The 15,436-nt window shown below is 56.9% G+C and carries 13 protein-coding genes and 2 pseudogenes (1 of these 15 cut by a window edge); 13 read left to right on the top strand and 2 right to left on the bottom strand.

Going from position 1 to position 15,436, the window contains the following annotated elements; genetic code table 11:
• Nucleotides 1–268: 268 nt before the first annotated feature.
• Together H5U02_05735 and H5U02_05730 are read left to right on the top strand one after the other, a co-directional pair.
• Nucleotides 269–480: pseudogene (locus H5U02_05735) on the top strand (DUF433 domain-containing protein).
• Complete coding sequence (locus tag H5U02_05730; protein MBC7341931.1) at nt 458–772, top strand: DUF5615 family PIN-like protein; 315 nt, start codon at nt 458–460, stop codon at nt 770–772. Before H5U02_05735 ends, H5U02_05730 begins: the two are co-directional and overlap by 23 nt.
• Before the next feature lie 60 nt (nt 773–832).
• Here H5U02_05730 and H5U02_05725 read toward each other — a convergent pair whose 3' ends face one another.
• A complete protein-coding gene (locus H5U02_05725; GenBank protein ID MBC7341930.1) occupies nt 833–2,416 on the bottom strand; it encodes an AMP-binding protein in 1,584 nt (527 codons plus the stop codon).
• 462 nt (nt 2,417–2,878) lie between these two features.
• On the opposite strand from H5U02_05725, the gene H5U02_05720 reads away from it, so the two are divergent.
• The 6 genes from H5U02_05720 to H5U02_05695 all read left to right on the top strand — a co-directional run bounded on the left by H5U02_05720 (nt 2,879) and on the right by H5U02_05695 (nt 9,197).
• Nucleotides 2,879–3,028 carry a hypothetical protein gene (locus H5U02_05720; GenBank protein ID MBC7341929.1) on the top strand — a complete coding sequence of 50 codons (150 nt, stop codon included), beginning with the start codon at nt 2,879–2,881 and terminating at the stop codon, nt 3,026–3,028.
• 13 nt (nt 3,029–3,041) lie between these two features.
• Entirely contained in the window at nt 3,042–3,563 is a 522-nt protein-coding gene (locus H5U02_05715) for a tyrosine-protein phosphatase (protein ID MBC7341928.1), read from the top strand.
• Nucleotides 3,564–3,965: 402 nt separating this feature from the next.
• Nucleotides 3,966–5,921 carry a DUF4445 domain-containing protein gene (locus H5U02_05710; protein MBC7341927.1) on the top strand — a complete coding sequence of 652 codons (1,956 nt, stop codon included), beginning with the start codon at nt 3,966–3,968 and terminating at the stop codon, nt 5,919–5,921.
• Nucleotides 5,918–6,913: a hypothetical protein gene (locus tag H5U02_05705; GenBank protein MBC7341926.1), complete on the top strand. Its 996-nt coding sequence runs from the start codon at nt 5,918–5,920 to the stop codon at nt 6,911–6,913. The genes H5U02_05710 and H5U02_05705 overlap by 4 nt, the downstream gene beginning before the upstream one ends.
• A 381-nt stretch (nt 6,914–7,294) precedes the next feature.
• Nucleotides 7,295–8,107, top strand: coding sequence for a response regulator (locus tag H5U02_05700; protein ID MBC7341925.1), 813 nt, complete (start codon nt 7,295–7,297; stop codon nt 8,105–8,107).
• A 268-nt stretch (nt 8,108–8,375) separates the two neighbouring features.
• Nucleotides 8,376–9,197: a GGDEF domain-containing protein gene (locus tag H5U02_05695; GenBank protein ID MBC7341924.1), complete on the top strand. Its 822-nt coding sequence runs from the start codon at nt 8,376–8,378 to the stop codon at nt 9,195–9,197.
• Between the two features lie 77 nt (nt 9,198–9,274).
• On the opposite strand, the gene H5U02_05690 is transcribed toward H5U02_05695, so the two are convergent.
• The gene (locus H5U02_05690; protein ID MBC7341923.1) at nt 9,275–10,258 is read right to left on the bottom strand and encodes a nitronate monooxygenase; all 984 of its coding nucleotides are present in this window, start codon (nt 10,256–10,258) and stop codon (nt 9,275–9,277) included.
• Nucleotides 10,259–10,431: 173 nt separating this feature from the next.
• On the opposite strand from H5U02_05690, the gene H5U02_05685 reads away from it, so the two are divergent.
• From H5U02_05685 to polA, 5 genes and pseudogenes are all read left to right on the top strand, one after another.
• Nucleotides 10,432–11,310 carry a radical SAM protein gene (locus H5U02_05685; protein ID MBC7341922.1) on the top strand — a complete coding sequence of 293 codons (879 nt, stop codon included), beginning with the start codon at nt 10,432–10,434 and terminating at the stop codon, nt 11,308–11,310.
• A 179-nt stretch (nt 11,311–11,489) separates the two neighbouring features.
• Nucleotides 11,490–12,122: a sigma-70 family RNA polymerase sigma factor gene (locus tag H5U02_05680; protein MBC7341921.1), complete on the top strand. Its 633-nt coding sequence runs from the start codon at nt 11,490–11,492 to the stop codon at nt 12,120–12,122.
• Nucleotides 12,109–13,380 carry a DUF4349 domain-containing protein gene (locus H5U02_05675; protein ID MBC7341920.1) on the top strand — a complete coding sequence of 424 codons (1,272 nt, stop codon included), beginning with the start codon at nt 12,109–12,111 and terminating at the stop codon, nt 13,378–13,380. The genes H5U02_05680 and H5U02_05675 overlap by 14 nt, the downstream gene beginning before the upstream one ends.
• Before the next feature lie 286 nt (nt 13,381–13,666).
• Nucleotides 13,667–14,887: a CapA family protein gene (locus H5U02_05670; protein MBC7341919.1), complete on the top strand. Its 1,221-nt coding sequence runs from the start codon at nt 13,667–13,669 to the stop codon at nt 14,885–14,887.
• A 30-nt stretch (nt 14,888–14,917) separates the two neighbouring features.
• Nucleotides 14,918–15,436 (top strand): annotated as a pseudogene (polA, locus tag H5U02_05665) (DNA polymerase I) (it continues 2,153 nt past the right edge of the window).

Raw genomic sequence — 15,436 nt, 5'->3', positions numbered from 1 at the left:
TGGGAAAAGATTGGCCAGTACTGGCCGGAAATTTTCCCAACTGTCCCTGTGGACATAACCGTTAAAGCTGTAATCAACCGGCCAGGACGGGGGGTTCGGTGACGCCACTTCGCCGCTGGCGGGTGGGAGAAAACAAGGGACACTGCAGGGAGCCTCGACGAGCAGCATGAAACTGGTCGGGAATGCCGACGCCAGCCCAGAGCCCAAGCCAGATTGGCGCCTACACAAAAACAGTCTAAGACAAAGAAGGACCCAGAAATTGGGGTAATTGAAAGTGGAACGGGTGGCATGCAATCCGGAAATTTTAGGCGGAAAGCCAGTAATCAAGGGAACCAGAATACCGGTCTATTTGGTGAAGAAATCATTAAGCTTTACCCGCATTTGACTATGGAAGATATCAAAGAATGCATTCGCTATGCTGCCAAGCTGTGCCGGGTAGGAGAAACGGAAGAATCTTATGGACCGGCCGGCAATGCTTAAGTTTCTAGCCGACGAGAACGTTTTCCCTTCTACGCTACACATCCTTCGTTCCCACAATTTTGATGTTAAGGATATTAAGGAGTTAGGGCTAACTGAAATAAGTGATCAGGCAGTAATGGACCTCGCCAAAAAAGAAGGAAGAATCATAGACCTTCACCGCCCCGGAAGCTATGAGGTGGGAGTGGATGGCATAGGCCACTTCCAGGTCGGCCCGGGACCCCCGGGCGGAGCTTTTCCGCTACAGGGAGCAAGGCCTGGGCGGCAGCTTTCGCCGCCCCCGGGCTTACCGTGACCAGCCGGAAGCGCTCCCTGAAATCAACTGCCTCGCTACCTTCGGGCAGCACCGATTGGCCTAGACAACCCCAGCCCTAGCCAGCGTTGGCCTTTCCCCTCCGCCGCAATAGCGCTCCCGCAGTTTGGGCTTTTCGATCTTGCCGGTGGGGTTCCTGGGAACCCGGTCGAAGAAAACCCGCCGCGGCCGCTTATACCTGGGCAAGGCCTGGCAGTAGGCCAGCACCATGGCCTCGGTAAGGTGCCTTCCGGGCTTGACTTCCACAATTGCCACCGGGATTTCCCCTAGGCGCCGGTCGGGCATGCCAATTACGGCCGCATCCTTGATGGCTTCGTGGGCGCGGAGGAAGTCCTCGATCTCTACCGGGAAGATGTTTTCTCCGCCGGTTATGACCAGATCTTTCTTGCGGTCCACCAGATAAATGAAGCCATCTTCATCCTGCCGGGCCATGTCGCCGGTGTAGAGCCAGCCATCTTTGAGGGCATTGCGGGTGGCTTCCGGATTCTTGTAATAACCTCTCATAACTCCTGGGCCCTTAACGATCAGTTCTCCTACCTGGCCCTGGGGGACGGGGCGGCCATGATCATCCACGATCAAAGCTTGCCAGTTGAAGCCGGGTAGGCCGATGGCTCCGACCTTGTGAATGTTTTCAATGCCCAGGTGGACGCACCCCGGCCCGGTGGACTCGCTCAGGCCATAATTGGTATCGTACATCTGGCGCGGGAAGTATTGCTTCCACCTATGGATGAGGCTAGGAGGCACGGGCTGAGCGCCGATATGCATCAGCCACCATTGTTCTAGCTCATAGTCGGAAAGGTCCACCTCTCCACTTTCAATGGCATCCAAGATATCTTGAGCCCAGGGAACCAGGAGCCAGACGATGGTAGCCTTTTCTTCCGATACCGCTTCCAAGATCCACTGGGGGGTTACGCCGCGGAGGATCACTGCTCTTGAGCCCACCAGCAAGCTTCCGAACCAGTGCATCTTAGCCCCAGTGTGGTAGAGCGGGGGGATGCAGAGGAAATTGTCATCATGCTGTTGGAGATGGTGGCGGTTTTCGGTTATACAAGCCGACACCAGGTTGGCGTGGGTCAAGATGATCGGTTTCGGGGTCCCAGTAGTCCCGGAAGTAAAGTAAAGGGCAGCATCATCCTCATCCCGAATAGCTATGCCCAGGTCGTGACTGGGAGCTCGTTCTATTACTTCAAAGAAGGCTTCGGCAGGGCCATCCGGGCTTTCCCCTACAAAAATCATGCACTCCAGGCTGGGCAGTTGGCTGCTGATCTGCCCTATTCTCTCCTGGAATTCTGGTCCATAAATGAGCACCTTGGCTTCGGCAGTATCGATACATTTCTTGATCTCTTCGGCAGTGAACCGGAAGTTCAAAGGCACGGCCAAAGCCCCGGTCTTAAGAATGCCAAAGTAGATTGGGAGCCATTCTAGACAATTCATCATCAGAAGCGCTACCCTGTCCCCCGGCTTAACGCCCCGGGCCATCAAGGCCCAAGCCAACCGGTTGGCCATGGTTTCAAATTCTAGCCAAGTTATTTCCCTCCGGCGTCCTATAGCCGGATCGCGCTCAATTAAGCTGGTCTCATGGGGGTACATCCGCGCATTGCGGGACAATATCTCGGTGATGGGCACCTTGACCTACCTCCCTGCCGTCCTGCGAGGATGAGATATTGCAGGCGTTTTCGGTAACAGCTAGCCCTGCCATCCTCCTATCCTGCCGGGGCTAATCCCTCTCTCTTATTATAAGGGTTATATTCCACCTATTTGCCAAGAATCCTTCCGCCCCCATAGCCTGTCTATTTGCCTATTGTTGTTGCTCTTTCAAAGGCGCTCCCGCGGCTTCAAATTGCTCCCATAGGCCTTGACTTTGAAACCTTAAGGGGGCGGCTTGGCTGGGTCTTATTTGCAGCCAGTGCTATACTTATGATTTAGGGCCACAATTTAGCTCTGACCAGCCGTATTGCTTGGACGCTTAAGGAGGTTTTTGGCACGTGGTTCACGGAAAGAGCATAGCTGAAGGCCACCCTATTGAAGAGGGCTTGATTCTGGTAACGTTGGCCTTGGCTGTGGGCATCATTGGCGGCTTAGGTAGCAGTGATCCGGGACCAGCACATGATGGTGCCGCACGGGGATACTATACTGCAGCCTGGCGATTCGGTGCTTTTGTTTGCAGCTCCGGTCCAGAAGCTAGACCGGGTATGCCCGCAGTTCCAAGCCCCTGAGGCTCAGGCAGAAACTTCTTGACGGAGGGATGTTGGTGGGCGACTTTTTGAACTTTGGGTTGCGGCCGGTGACTTTGCCAGACTTTGTAGATGGGAAGCTTTTCCTTTCCCGCATGCCGGGCCGGTTTGAACCGATAGCCGAAGCCGAAAAAGCTTTGGTAGCAAGCGGCATTCAACGTATAGTCTGCTTAGCGTCGGAAGACGAAATTAAGCGCAAAGCTCCAGAATACTGGGCCGCCATCCAGGAGGGGCGGTTCCGGGAGGCTTACTCCTGGGAACAGTTTCCCATTCCCGATTTTGGTGTTCCCGAGGATAGGCAGGGTTTCTTGAAATTGGCTCACTCCATCGCCGATGGTTTAAAATCCGGCCAATCGATCCTCATCCATTGCGGTGCCGGCATCGGGCGCACCGGGACTTTGGCCATGTCCGCCCTCATTGCCCTGGGAATGGAGCTGGATCAGGCCTCCAAAACAGTGCATGCCGCTGGCTCCGGCCCCGAGACGGGTGAACAGAGAAGCCTGGTTCATTGGGTGAATGAAGAGAGGAGAGGCAGCTAGCTTTGAGGCTCCGCAAGTAGGGAGGCAAAGCAGCACCGGCACCCATGCAGTTTCCGGCAGCCTTAGTCTTGCCAATGCGATTGCCACCTGTCCGAACGAGAAGCTTTTGAGACCTATTTCAGCAGAAAGTATTTATCCGCCAAGAGCCAAGCCCGGAGTTACCCGGTGTTCTTTGCTCACCTAAGGTGCAAGGCAAAGCTGGCCGATGGCCGACGGGGGCCAGGGAGACAGAATCGGGAGCAGAAAAGGAATTGGCACCAAAGTTATAGTATTACTATAGCGAGCATTACCAATAGTCTCAATCTGCCCGTTAAAGAGCTGGATGTTAGGGCAACCGGTGCCCAAACGTTCCGGCCGGCGGCCAGCTACAGCTTGGCCAGGTGGGGGAGAGGTGGCGTCAAGATGACGGAGAAAGCGACTGTGACAGTTGATTTGGAGCCAGTAGGCCGGAGGGTGGAGGCCAAAATCGGGCAAAGCTTGCTCGAGGTAGTCCGGGATTTAGGCTTGGGGCTAGGAACTGGCGGGGTGACCGCCCCTTGTGGGGGCAGGGGCCGGTGTGGCCGCTGCCGGGTCCGGGTAGAGGAGGATGGGAAAAACCAGTCGGCAGGTGCTGCCGGGGCGGTGGAGGAGGGCCGGGCACGGCTTTCACCGCCCAACGATAGTGAGCGCCGGTTGCTCAGCCCAAAAGAGCTGGAGCAGGGCTATCGGCTGGCTTGTCAGGCGACCGTTGCCGGCCCTGGGCGCATCAAGGTGGCCATACCCCCGGAGTCGCTAACCGGGGTTCAGAAGCTGCAGGTGGAAGGGGAAGCGGTGGAGGTGGAGCTGGACCCGCCTTTGCGCCGTTACCCAATGGAATTTATCAAAACCACCTTGGAATACCCGGTGCCAGTGCTGGAGCAGGTGAGGCAGGCCCTGGAAGAGCCTAGAATCGACCTGGTGGCTATGGCTAATATTGAACCTTTGGCCGCGGACGGGCCCGGGTGGGCCCTGGTCCGCCAGGGTGAGCTCGTGGGGGTGAAGCTGCCCGGTTCAGCTGATGCGGCTCCAGTGCTGGGATTGGCGGTGGATTTAGGCACCACCAAGGTAGCGGGCTTTTTGGTGGACATGGAGACGGGCCAAACTCTTGCGGCTTCTGGTATCATGAATCCCCAGATTGCCTATGGGGAAGACGTGATGGCCCGCTTGGCCTACGCCTTGGAGGGAGCGGAAAAATATCACGAGATTCGCCAAGCCATAATTACCGGGTTAAATAGCCTAGTGGATGATCTCCTGCAGGAAGCTAAGACTCAGCTTGGAGCTGGCATCAGCCTTTCTCGGGCCGACATCGCCGAAGCAGTCATCGTGGGCAATACCGCCATGCACCACTTGTTGCTGGGCCTGCCAGTGGCGCAACTAGCTCGGGCCCCCTATGTGCCCTCGGTGAGCGCGCCGGTGGAGGTGAAGGCTAGGGAGCTGGGGCTTAAGCTGGCCCCCGGGGCCTATGTCTACCTGGCCCCCAATGTGGCCGGGTTTGTGGGGGCCGATCATGTGGCCATGGTGCTAGGGAGCCGGATAGGCAAGTCAAGCTCGGATCCGGTGGTTTTGGGCCTGGACATCGGCACCAATACTGAAATCGTCTTGGCTTGGAGGGGCCAGATGATGTCCTGCTCCTGCGCTTCTGGCCCTGCCTTTGAGGGAGCCCATATTCGTTATGGTATGCGGGCGGTGACAGGCGCCATCGAGAAGGTGGAGCTGGCCGAAGCTGGCATAAAAGTCAATTATTGGACGGTGGGAAATGCCCCGCCACTGGGCATTTGCGGCTCAGGCATCCTTGATGCGGTGGCGGAGTTTTATCGCCACGGCGTCGTCGATGGTAGGGGCCGGCTCCGGCCCGACCATCCCCGGGTGCGACGGCCCAGCTCTGGTGAACCTTGGGAATTTGTGCTGGTTCCGCGGGAGGAGAGCGGTACCGGCCACGACCTGGTCATCACCCAAAAGGACATCAATGAAATTCAGTTGGCCAAAGCGGCTATTGCTGCCGGGACCAAGCTTTTGTTGGAGGCGGCAGGCTTAGGCCCGGATAGCATAAGCAAGGTAATTGTAGCTGGAGCCTTTGGCACCCACCTCCGCTTGGAGAGCGCCATCGCCATTGGCATGCTTCCTGACTTGCCCCGGGAGCGCTTCCGTCAGGTGGGTAATGCTGCTGGTACCGGGGCTCGGCTGCTTTTAATCTCCCAGGCTGAGCGCCGCCGGGCTGAGCAGATTGCCAGGGAGGACCAGTATCTGGAGTTGATGCTGGTGCCCAGCTTCAACGATACCTTCATTTCTGAGCTTTCATTTCCGTCCAGAGCAGTTGATAAAAGAGGATGGTTGGCGTGACCAGGGCCCAGCGAGTGTTCAAAGCTATTAATCACGAGCCAGTTGATCGGGTCCCCAAGGGGGAGTGGCAGCTCACCGACGGCCTAATTCGAGCCTTACAGCAGGAGCTGGGGGTGGAGCCGAGGATGGAGAAAGAAGGCGGACCCTTGCTACCGGCTGGACTGAACCAGGGGTCGGAGGGAGAAGGGGAGGCGCGTTGGGCACCGGTGAGCCGGGAGGAGCGGGCTCAGGTGCTGGAGCTTTTGGAAATGGACTTCCTCGCTTTCGTGACCCCGGCTGGCGGCGGGCCGGCACCGGCCCCCATCTTGCCCGATGAAGTAGGATGGTGGCGCACCCATACTGACTTTTTCCTCTGGGCAGTAGTGGACGGTCCTTTTCAGGGCACTGCCAGGCATTATGAGCTGATGGATTTCCTCTTAAGAGTAGCCACCCGGGACCAGGCGGTTTTCGAGTTGGTACCCAAGTTCGCCCGGGCGGGGCTGGAAGCGGCCCGACGGTACTTAGAAGCCGGGGTCCACGGCATAATCATCGGCGACGATGTGGCTTACAATTCCGGTACCTATATCCGCCCCGCCCTTTGGCGGGAGGTATTTTGGCCTTGGCTCAGGTTCATGGTGGAAGAGCTTCGCAGGGACGATCCCAGCTTACCCATCTTTTTTCATAGTGATGGCGATATTCGGGCTATTCTCCCGGACCTGGTGGAGGCAGGCTTTTCTGGCCTTCACGGTTTGGAGGCATCGGCGGGTATGGATTTGGGCCAGCTTTGGGCCGAGTATGGCCGGAGGATCTGTTTAATGGGCAATTTGGATTACCAATGGCTGGCCAGCCCCCGCCGGGCCGAGGAGCTTGAGGACCAGGTACGGGGGCTTCTAAGCATGGCCGGCCGGGGCGGAGGCTACATCTTTGGGAGCTCGGCCGGCATCCTGGATGATGGCGTCCGAGCTGCCAATTTGATCACCGTGTATCGATATGCTTCCCGGTATGGGAGGTAAGAACAGTTTCTCAGCCACCTGATATAAACTGCTGTCAAGCGCAAGAACTTCTTGAAGCTCTGGGGCATGGTGAGGCGGGAGTAGTCAAAACGGTAATCGTGAACATATCAATGGCCACGCTGGAGCCCGGGGACATTCATGTCAGCTGACCATCCCGTACGCTCAAGGTGCGTTACCTTGGAGGAAACTGGCAGCTTGTGTCGAATACGGATAACGTAACTGGCTGAGCCGGAGAGATATCGATGCGGCAGCCCCGAAACCCCAGAGGCTGGGGCAGTATCTCAGTTCGGCCTTTGTCTCCAAGCATGCAGGAGAGAAGAGCTTGATAAACCCCGGGCCAGATTCCGGGACCGAAAGCCGATCTCGAAGGGGGCAAAACCCTTGCTAGCCTTCCCGGAAAAGAGCATTTTGCTGGTAGAAGACTCGGCCCTCGCCAGGTTTTCGTGCAGGAGAGCATTGGAGGAGAAAGGCTATTTGGTGGACGAAGCTGCCAGCGGCCAAGAGGCGCTAGCTAAGGCCAGGGGAAAAGGAGAACCGTACGACCTGGTCATCCTCGACATCCGCCTTGCGGGAATGGACGGCCTGGCTGTGCTAGAAAACCTTAAGGGACTTCCCGAGTACCGATATGTACCGGTCATGGTGGTGACGGTCGAAAGCAACGTCTCTGTGGTCAGGCGGGCTGTAGAATTGGGAGCGGTGGAGTACCTCTGCAAGCCTTACTCGGTAGAGCATCTGGTGCGCCGTGTAGAAAAGCTGATAGGCCCGGGCGCCAGGGGAGAGGTTAGCCCTACGGAGCTGCTCCATAAAGTGCTCAGAAACGAGATCAACCGGGCGAGAAGGGGCAGACTGAAGGTAGCTCTGGTCCTGGCCAGGTCTGAAAGGTTGGGCAAGGGGAAAATAGGCGAATGTGCCAGGCAGGCGCGGCGGCACTTGCGCGAAATAGACACCGTCATAGAGCTCAGCAGCAACACGCTGGCGCTGGTTCTCCCACTTACAGGGAAAGAAGGCGCACAGGTGGTAATAACAAAACAGGAGGGTCTCCTCCCCGGGACGTGGAGCTACGGAATTGCGGTCTACCCCGACAACGGGAAAGACGGGGAGGAGCTTTTTGCCTACGCTGAAGCTTCCCTTAAAGAGACCTGGGAAGAAAAAGGCCCGAGTGCGCCAACCCAGCAACGGGTTTCTGACTCATAGCACTCTGAGGCTTATTCCGCGGTCCGAACCCTCGGTTCCCTAATCAACGGTGCAGTGTTACGCTCAAGCGAAGTTACTGCGGAGATGGACATCTAATAGCCGCATTGGGAACGAGGCTTCACAGAACCACAAAGTTATGCGCCTTTAACCCGCCGGGTCCCGTCAATGCTTTGGGCGTGTGTTGCCGGGAAAGTACATACGCCTGCGCCAGTAATTGGTGGCTTTTAGAAAAGCCGTAGCCGCCAATAGGGCAGCAGGGTAAGAGGGGATGAGCCTGGAAAGAGTCTACCTCGTTGACTGGCTGCGCGTGATCTGCAAGGGGAGCAAGGGTCTTATTTACCTTCTGGCACTCGTCTGGCTGGCACGGCTTATCCGTACTTCTCAACTGAAAGTCAGAGCAAGCGGGGTTCTGCTTTTAATCGGCCTGCCGTTAGTGCTAGCCGGTATCTCCTTGGACCTTCTGGGGGAGTTTTTTCGTCTCTCTCCTTTGCTGAAAAGAATAGTGAGTGAACTTATTCTTTCCAACATCGGTACTGCTTTGGTTCTTTACTCGTTGCTTCTGATGGTTGTGAAACTGGCCCGGGACTCGCGCCAGTACCGGCGCGAAGCTGAGAGCGACCCGCTTACTGGGCTGTACAACCGGCGGGCCTTTTTCGCCAAAGCGGAGCGAGCGCTGAAGGAGGCCCAGGAAGGGAAGTGCAATCCGGCGCTGGCCATTCTAGACCTGGACAAAATGAAGGAAATCAATGACACCTCGGGGCACCAGTGCGGGGACGAAGCGCTGAAATGGGCAGCGCAGGCCATCCAGAAAAGCGTCCGGGAGGGGGACCTGGTGAGCCGCTACGGGGGCGACGAATTTGTCATTCTCTTCCCGGACAAAGGGCCGCGCCTGGAAACTCTCCGGGCCCGGCTCGAGAAACATCTGAAAGCGATACGCTTTTCCGGCCTGGAGATACCCTTGAGCCTATCGGTGGGGCTGGCGCGGTTTCCGGCGGACGGAAAAGACTTAAATACGCTGCTTGCAGTGGCTGATGCCAGGATGTATGCGGACAAGGAAGCTCAAGGCGGCTCGAAGAGGACCGGCATTTAACGCCATAATGAGGCTTTTTCCTCCCCTCTTGATTGGTTGCGGCATCTGGCCCCCAAGTTCCTAATCTAATTACCAGGTCAAGCCAAGCACTGACCCAAGCGCCGGTAAATTACTTCGGCCTCTTGCACCATGTCCTCGATTACTTCCCTTACCGACTTAATTTCATGGATGAGCCCGATGGCTTGACCGATGGCAAAGGTGCCGCCTTCCAGATCACCCTCAAACAAGGCCTTCCGGCCGATTTGTCCACCCACTACGGTTAACAGCTCTGGCAAAGAGGCGCCCTGCTCTTCCATTTCCAGTGCCCTCTGGGCGGCGGCGTTCTTGGCCACTCGCATGGCGTTTCTGATGGAACGGAGGATCATGATGGTGTCGGTTTCCTGGGCCTTGACCATCCATTCTTTGAAATGGGGGTGGGCGATGCACTCCTTGGTGGCCACGAAGCGGGTACCCATCACCACCCCTTCGGCACCCAAGGCTAGGGCGGCCACTAGCCCCCGGGCATCGGCTATCCCTCCTCCGGCGATGACCGGGATGGAAAGGGACTCGGCGGCCCGCGGCACCAAGATCAGGGTGGTTACATCATCCATGCCAGGATGGCCGCCGCACTCGAAGCCCACGATGGTCACCGCATCTACCCCTAAAGCTTCTGCTTTTTTGGCATAGCGCACCGCTGGCACCTTGTGGATGACCCTGATGCCGGCTTGGCGCAAGGCGCCGATATAAGGTTCCGGGCTGCGTCCGGAAGTTTCCACTACCGGCACCTGCTCTTCTATCACTGTCTCCACGTAATCCCAGGTCATGTCGCCCGAGGTGATCTCCGGGAGCATGGAAATGTTGACTCCAAAGGGTTTATCGGTGAGATCCTTGGCGGCCCGGATCTCGTTTCTTAGGCTCTCCCGGCTAGCATGGCTGGCGGCCGTAATCATGCCCAAGCCGCCGGCGTTGGACACCTCGGCGGCGAAGCGGGCGTTAGAAAGCCACTGCATGCCGCCCTGGATGATGGGATAGCGGATGCCTAGCATCTCGGTGATCCGGGTACTTAAAGTTCCTGCAGCCATTACCTTCTCCTCCTCTCCTCAAGGAACCAGCTTCCTCCCAGCCGGACCGCCCATGCAACCATTTTAGCATTATTGGTAGCCGCATGAATAGCCAACCGCAGGCAGAGCTTTGAGGAGCATTCGTACTTGTGCTATGCTTTAAGCTATAAAAATCTGAGCGGGGAGGGTTAAGCATGGGTTATGATATGCCTTTATGGCGGCCGCCCAGCGAGGCGGAAAGCCTGATTATACAAGCTACCATTGGCTGCTCCCACAACGCTTGTTCCTTCTGCACCATGTACCGCACCAAGCGCTTTCGGGTGAGGAGCCTGGAAGAAGTGGAGCAGGATCTGGAAGAGTTTGCTCCCTATGCTCACGGCTTCCGGCGGGTATTTCTAGCTGATGGCGATGCCTTGGCCGCTGATTCTGATTTCCTGCTTCAGGTGATGGCGAAGATTTATCAGCGCTTTCCCTGGATGGAAAGAATTACGGCTTATGCTGGGCCCAAGGATATTATAAAGAAGTCCCCGGAAGAACTGCGGGCCCTGCGCCAGGCGGGCCTGACTATGCTCTATTTGGGCTTGGAAAGCGGGAGCGAGGCCATTTTGCGGCAGATGCATAAGGGGGCCACCCCAGCTGACATGGTGGAGGCGGCCAGAAAGGCCAAGGAGGCCGGCATCGACCTCTCGGTTACCATTATCCTGGGGCTGGGCGGGCGCGACCGTTGGGAGGAGCACGCCCGCGAAACCGCCAAGGTCCTAAACCAAATGGATCCTCCTTACCTGGGCGCCCTGACCCTGATGGTGCCTCCCGACACCCCCTTGGCCCGCCGGGTGGAACGGGGAGAGTTTCAGGTGCCTGGGCCTTTAGAAATAGCCCGGGAGCTCCGATTGTTAATAGCAGGTCTATCGCTTACCAACTGCATTTTCCGTACCAACCATGCCTCCAATTATCTCCTTCTGGGAGCCACCTTAAAAAAGGATGGGCGGGCCCAAGCTGAATTGCTGAAGCGTCTAGATCAGGTCATTGCTGCTGGAGGGGCATTCCGGCCCGAGGGGTGGAGGGGACTTTAGCAGGAAGAAAGTTTTTCCTGTCGAATTTCAACCTGGTAAGATTAGTGAATGCCCCATGTGGCCAAGCCACATGCCTGACCGGGCGGTGCCCCCTTGGTGGTTGGCCGAATTGAGGGCTGGGCGGAGCGGAGGAACCGCATCCTAGCTGGAAGCAACTGGTTTACGGAGGAGGCTTTCACTTGATACCTGACGATGCCTTGATAGCTAAAGCGCGCAAGGGCAACGTGGAAGCCTTTGAGAAGCTCATCCAGCAGTACATCCCCCAGGTTTATAACCTAGCCTACCGGTTTATGGGCAACCATGAAGATGCCGAGGATATGGCCCAGGAAGCGCTGATCAAGGCTTTCAGGAAGTTCGCCCAGTTTCGGGGCGAGTGTTCTTTTATTACCTGGCTTTACCACATCGTCAGCAACACCTGCCGGGATGAGCTTCGTCGCCGCACCAAGGTGAGGTTGCTTCCCTTGGAGCAGCCGGGGAAGGAAGGCTATGCGCTTGAGGCCGAGACGGAAGTGGCCTCGGCCCAAAACCCGTCTCCCGAAGCCATCTATGAAAAAAAGGAGCTGGGTCAAGAAATCGAGGATCTAATCTGCCACCTCAATCCCGATTACCGGCTAGTGCTGGTGATGCGCGAGTTTGAAAACCTGAGCTACGAGGAAATAGCTGCCCGGTTAGGATGTTCCATGGGGACGGTAAAATCGAGGCTCAGTCGGGCCAGGCAAATCCTAAAGGACCGGATCCTTAACCTCCGGGAACAAAACCAGGCACGATTTCGTCCAAGGGGTGAAGGGAGGGTGCGGGGTGGACTGCGTTGAGGCTCGAGAGCTGTTTTCCCCCTACTTGGATGGGGTCCTGGCCGAAGAGGATCAATCGGCGCTGGAACAGCACCTGAACCATTGCTTGCTTTGCCGGCAAGAGTTCAAAGATTGGGCTGAAATGCTCGAGCTTCTGCGTTCCCTGCCCCCGGTTTCTCCGCCTCCCGATTTCCCTTCTACTTTGCACCGCAAACTGATCCACGCTGCCAAGGAGCCCTTTTGGCGTCGGCCAATTACCCAGGGATCGCGCCGGGCTTTGGCCCTGGCCCTAGCTTCCTGCCTCCTCATCGGCGCCCTGGTGGGACCAGCAGTTGGGGCCCGCCACCACGCCCTGGGACTTTTGGCCAGCTTGGGAGATAGAATCGGAGATTTGGCCGGTAGCCTCGACGGTTTGAGCCGTAACCACAACCTAGTAGGGTGGAAGTGGTTCCCGGGGATGGGTTTTAGCGGAGGGGATGAGCAGCCGGGCAACGGCGCCGGGGGCAGCCCCGAAGCCAGTAATCAGCCCCGCCCGGGCGGGAGAGAGGGATCCGGCGAGACTAGTAATCCCGAGGTGCTGCCGGAAGTCAAGCCAGGTGCGCTGGACAATTCCAAGGCTCCCCAAAGCCCTGACTCCCCCAATGGCCCTGTCCACCAACTGCCGCTGATACCCGCGCCAGAATCTTCGCCTGAGGTTAACCCGCCAGTGTCGCCGGTTCCGGACCGGGGAATAATCGTGGGTATGCCTGAGCCCAAGCCGGTGGGGGTGACTGTGCCCGAACATAAAATAGCCTTGCAGTTAGCTTTTGCCTTGGAAGTAGATGATTACGATCAGGGCTTGGCTGCGCTGAGGAGTGAAGTCAGTCAAAAGGGCGGCAACATGAGGATAAGTGAAGGCAAGAGAGGGGAGCTTAAGACCGCAGTAGTAGCTATCTCGATTCCCTTCCCCCAATGGGATCAATTGGTGGTGTCGGCCAGCCGCCTTGGTGCCATTTCCGATACCAAAATGCAGCGCACTGACTTGAGCGGTGCCTTTACCCAGACTTATGAGCGCTTGAAAGAATTGCGCCGGGAAGAAGCGATTTTGATCGGCAAAGAGAGGCAGGCCAAAGATTTAAGCGCCCAGGCTGAGATCCAGGACCAGCTCCTCCAGGTGCGGGACCAGCTCTCTTCTCAGTATCGCTACTTTAATTTCCTGTGCAGCCAGGTCAATAATGTGCGCATGGAGATCTACCTCTCTGGCCCTACCGCTCCCCAAGCCGACCAAAAGACAAGTTAATCCAAGCCAGTTTATGGGTCAGGCCTGAATTGGGTTCGGCTCCTAGGCTGGGCTAAGGGATTTGTGGGCTCTGGGCCCGGCAATTGGCTTTAGTTCGGCGAGCAGGAGTTCCTGCCTGCATACCGAACTTTTTATTTATTCGGGTAGCTGTTACCCCATGCCGCTAGCTGGTAGTAGTGCTGAAGCGTGAATACAAGCCCTAGGGGGCTCCGGGCAAAGTTACGGAGCCAAGGGCCAGCCCCCCAGGTTGGTAATAGGTTACCTTCGAAGGAAGCGAGGTGCCAAATTGCGCCCAACTCGACGCCCCCGCCGTTTGCTCAAGTTGTTGGCCTGGCTAGTGCTGGCTAGCCTCCTTTTCGGCTTGGCTTTTTGGGCCGGCTCCCTAAATCTCCTCCCCACCTTGGGGAGCTGGATCAACGACGTTGGCGCCAAGTTACCCTCCTGGCTATCGTCCTCAAGCCTTGACTCTAATCCCGGTCCGAGCCCCGATTCCTCGGCCCCGCCTCCCCCTGCTGACCAATTAAGCTTGGTAGCAGTGGGAGATGTGGTGTTGGCCCGTAAGGTGGCCAAAGCCATGGCTGAGTACGGCGTGGATTATCCCTTTATGCTGATCGGTCAACAGCTGAGGGATGCCGATTTAACCTTTGGCAACCTGGAATGTCCCATCTCCGACCGCGGTAGCCGCCTTCCCGGCAAGGGTATTTGGTTTCGGGCCGATCCGGCGGTAGGGCCGGTATTAAAGGATGTGGGTTTTGATGTGCTCTCTATCGCCAACAATCACAGCCTGGACTATTTAGATCAGGCCTTTTATGACACCATTGATTTGGTCAAAGCCCAAGGGATTAGCCTGGTGGGGGGCGGCTGCAACCTGGCTGAGGCCAGGCAGCCGGTAATCAGGGAAGTAAATGGCATAAGGATCGCCTTTCTTGCCTACTCGGATATGGCTGATATATACTGGAGCCAAAAGTTTAAGCGCACTTTGGCGGCTACCGAGGACCGTTGCGGGGTAGCTCCGCTTAAGATCGATATGATCGAAGAAGACGTATCCAAGGCGGTGTATGCCAGCGACTTAGTGGTAGTCTCCCTGCACTGGGGAGTTGAATATTCCGATTACCCTACCGCCGAGCAGCGGCGCTTGGCTCACCGCATCATCGATGCCGGGGCACGGTTAGTCCTTGGCCACCACCCCCATACCTTGCAAGGGGTAGAGTACTATAAGGGGGGGCTAATAGCTTACAGCCTAGGGAATTTTGTGCTGGATCAGTACCAAAAGCAAAAGACCCAGGAAAGCTTTCTTCTCAAGGTGAAGTTTAGGGATCATGGCAAAACGTGGAAAGCTGAGATCTGGCCGGTCGTGTTGCCCAAGTCGCAACCAAGGTTGGCTACCGGGCCCGATGCTGATCGCATCCTGGAGAAAACCCGGAGGCTGAGCCAAAAGCTAGGAACTAATCTAACGCTCAGTGGGGATCACTTAACGGTAGAAAGCCAAACAGGGATAGGAATGTGATGGGGTTTGAACAATAAAGCCAAGAAGTTTTTGGTCATTGATGGCAACAGCCTAGCCTATCGAGCCTTTTATGCCTTACCCTTTCTTAGCAACCGAGTGGGCACCACCACCAATGCCGCCTATGGTTTTACCACCATGCTCTTTAAAATACTGGAGGAAGAAAAGCCGGATTGTGTGGCTTGCTGCTTTGACAAGGGGCGGACAACTTTCCGCCATCACCAGTTTGCCGAATACAAGGCCACCCGCCAGGAAACCCCGGATGAGCTGCGCCCGCAGTTCGACTTAATCAAGCGAGTTCTTGAGGCCATGCGCATCCCCTATTATGAGCTGGAAAGCTATGAGGCCGACGACCTGATCGGCACCCTGGTGACCCAAGCGGAGGCCCGCGGTTGGCAAAATATTATTCTCACCGGCGACCGGGATGCCCTGCAGCTGGTCTCCCCTCAAACCCGTTGTCTTATCACCCGTAAGGGCATCAGCGAGGTAGACGTATATGATCTCGATCGGGTGCGCCAGGTATATGCGGTTGAGCCGGCCCAGCTGATCGAC

Source organism: Clostridia bacterium (assembly GCA_014360065.1).
Taxonomy (GTDB): Bacteria; Bacillota; DSM-521; order Neomoorellales; family JACIYF01; genus JACIYF01.
This window is presented reverse-complemented; position numbering and strand designations above follow the sequence as displayed.

Coding starts and splice junctions, on each gene's coding strand:
- H5U02_05730 (MBC7341931.1), top strand. CDS start 458: ATGGACCGGCCGGCAATGCTTAAGTTTCTAGCCGACGAGAACGTTTTC.
- H5U02_05710 (MBC7341927.1), top strand. CDS start 3,966: ATGACGGAGAAAGCGACTGTGACAGTTGATTTGGAGCCAGTAGGCCGG.
- H5U02_05695 (MBC7341924.1), top strand. CDS start 8,376: ATGAGCCTGGAAAGAGTCTACCTCGTTGACTGGCTGCGCGTGATCTGC.
- H5U02_05690 (MBC7341923.1), bottom strand. CDS start 10,258: ATGGCTGCAGGAACTTTAAGTACCCGGATCACCGAGATGCTAGGCATC.
- H5U02_05685 (MBC7341922.1), top strand. CDS start 10,432: ATGGGTTATGATATGCCTTTATGGCGGCCGCCCAGCGAGGCGGAAAGC.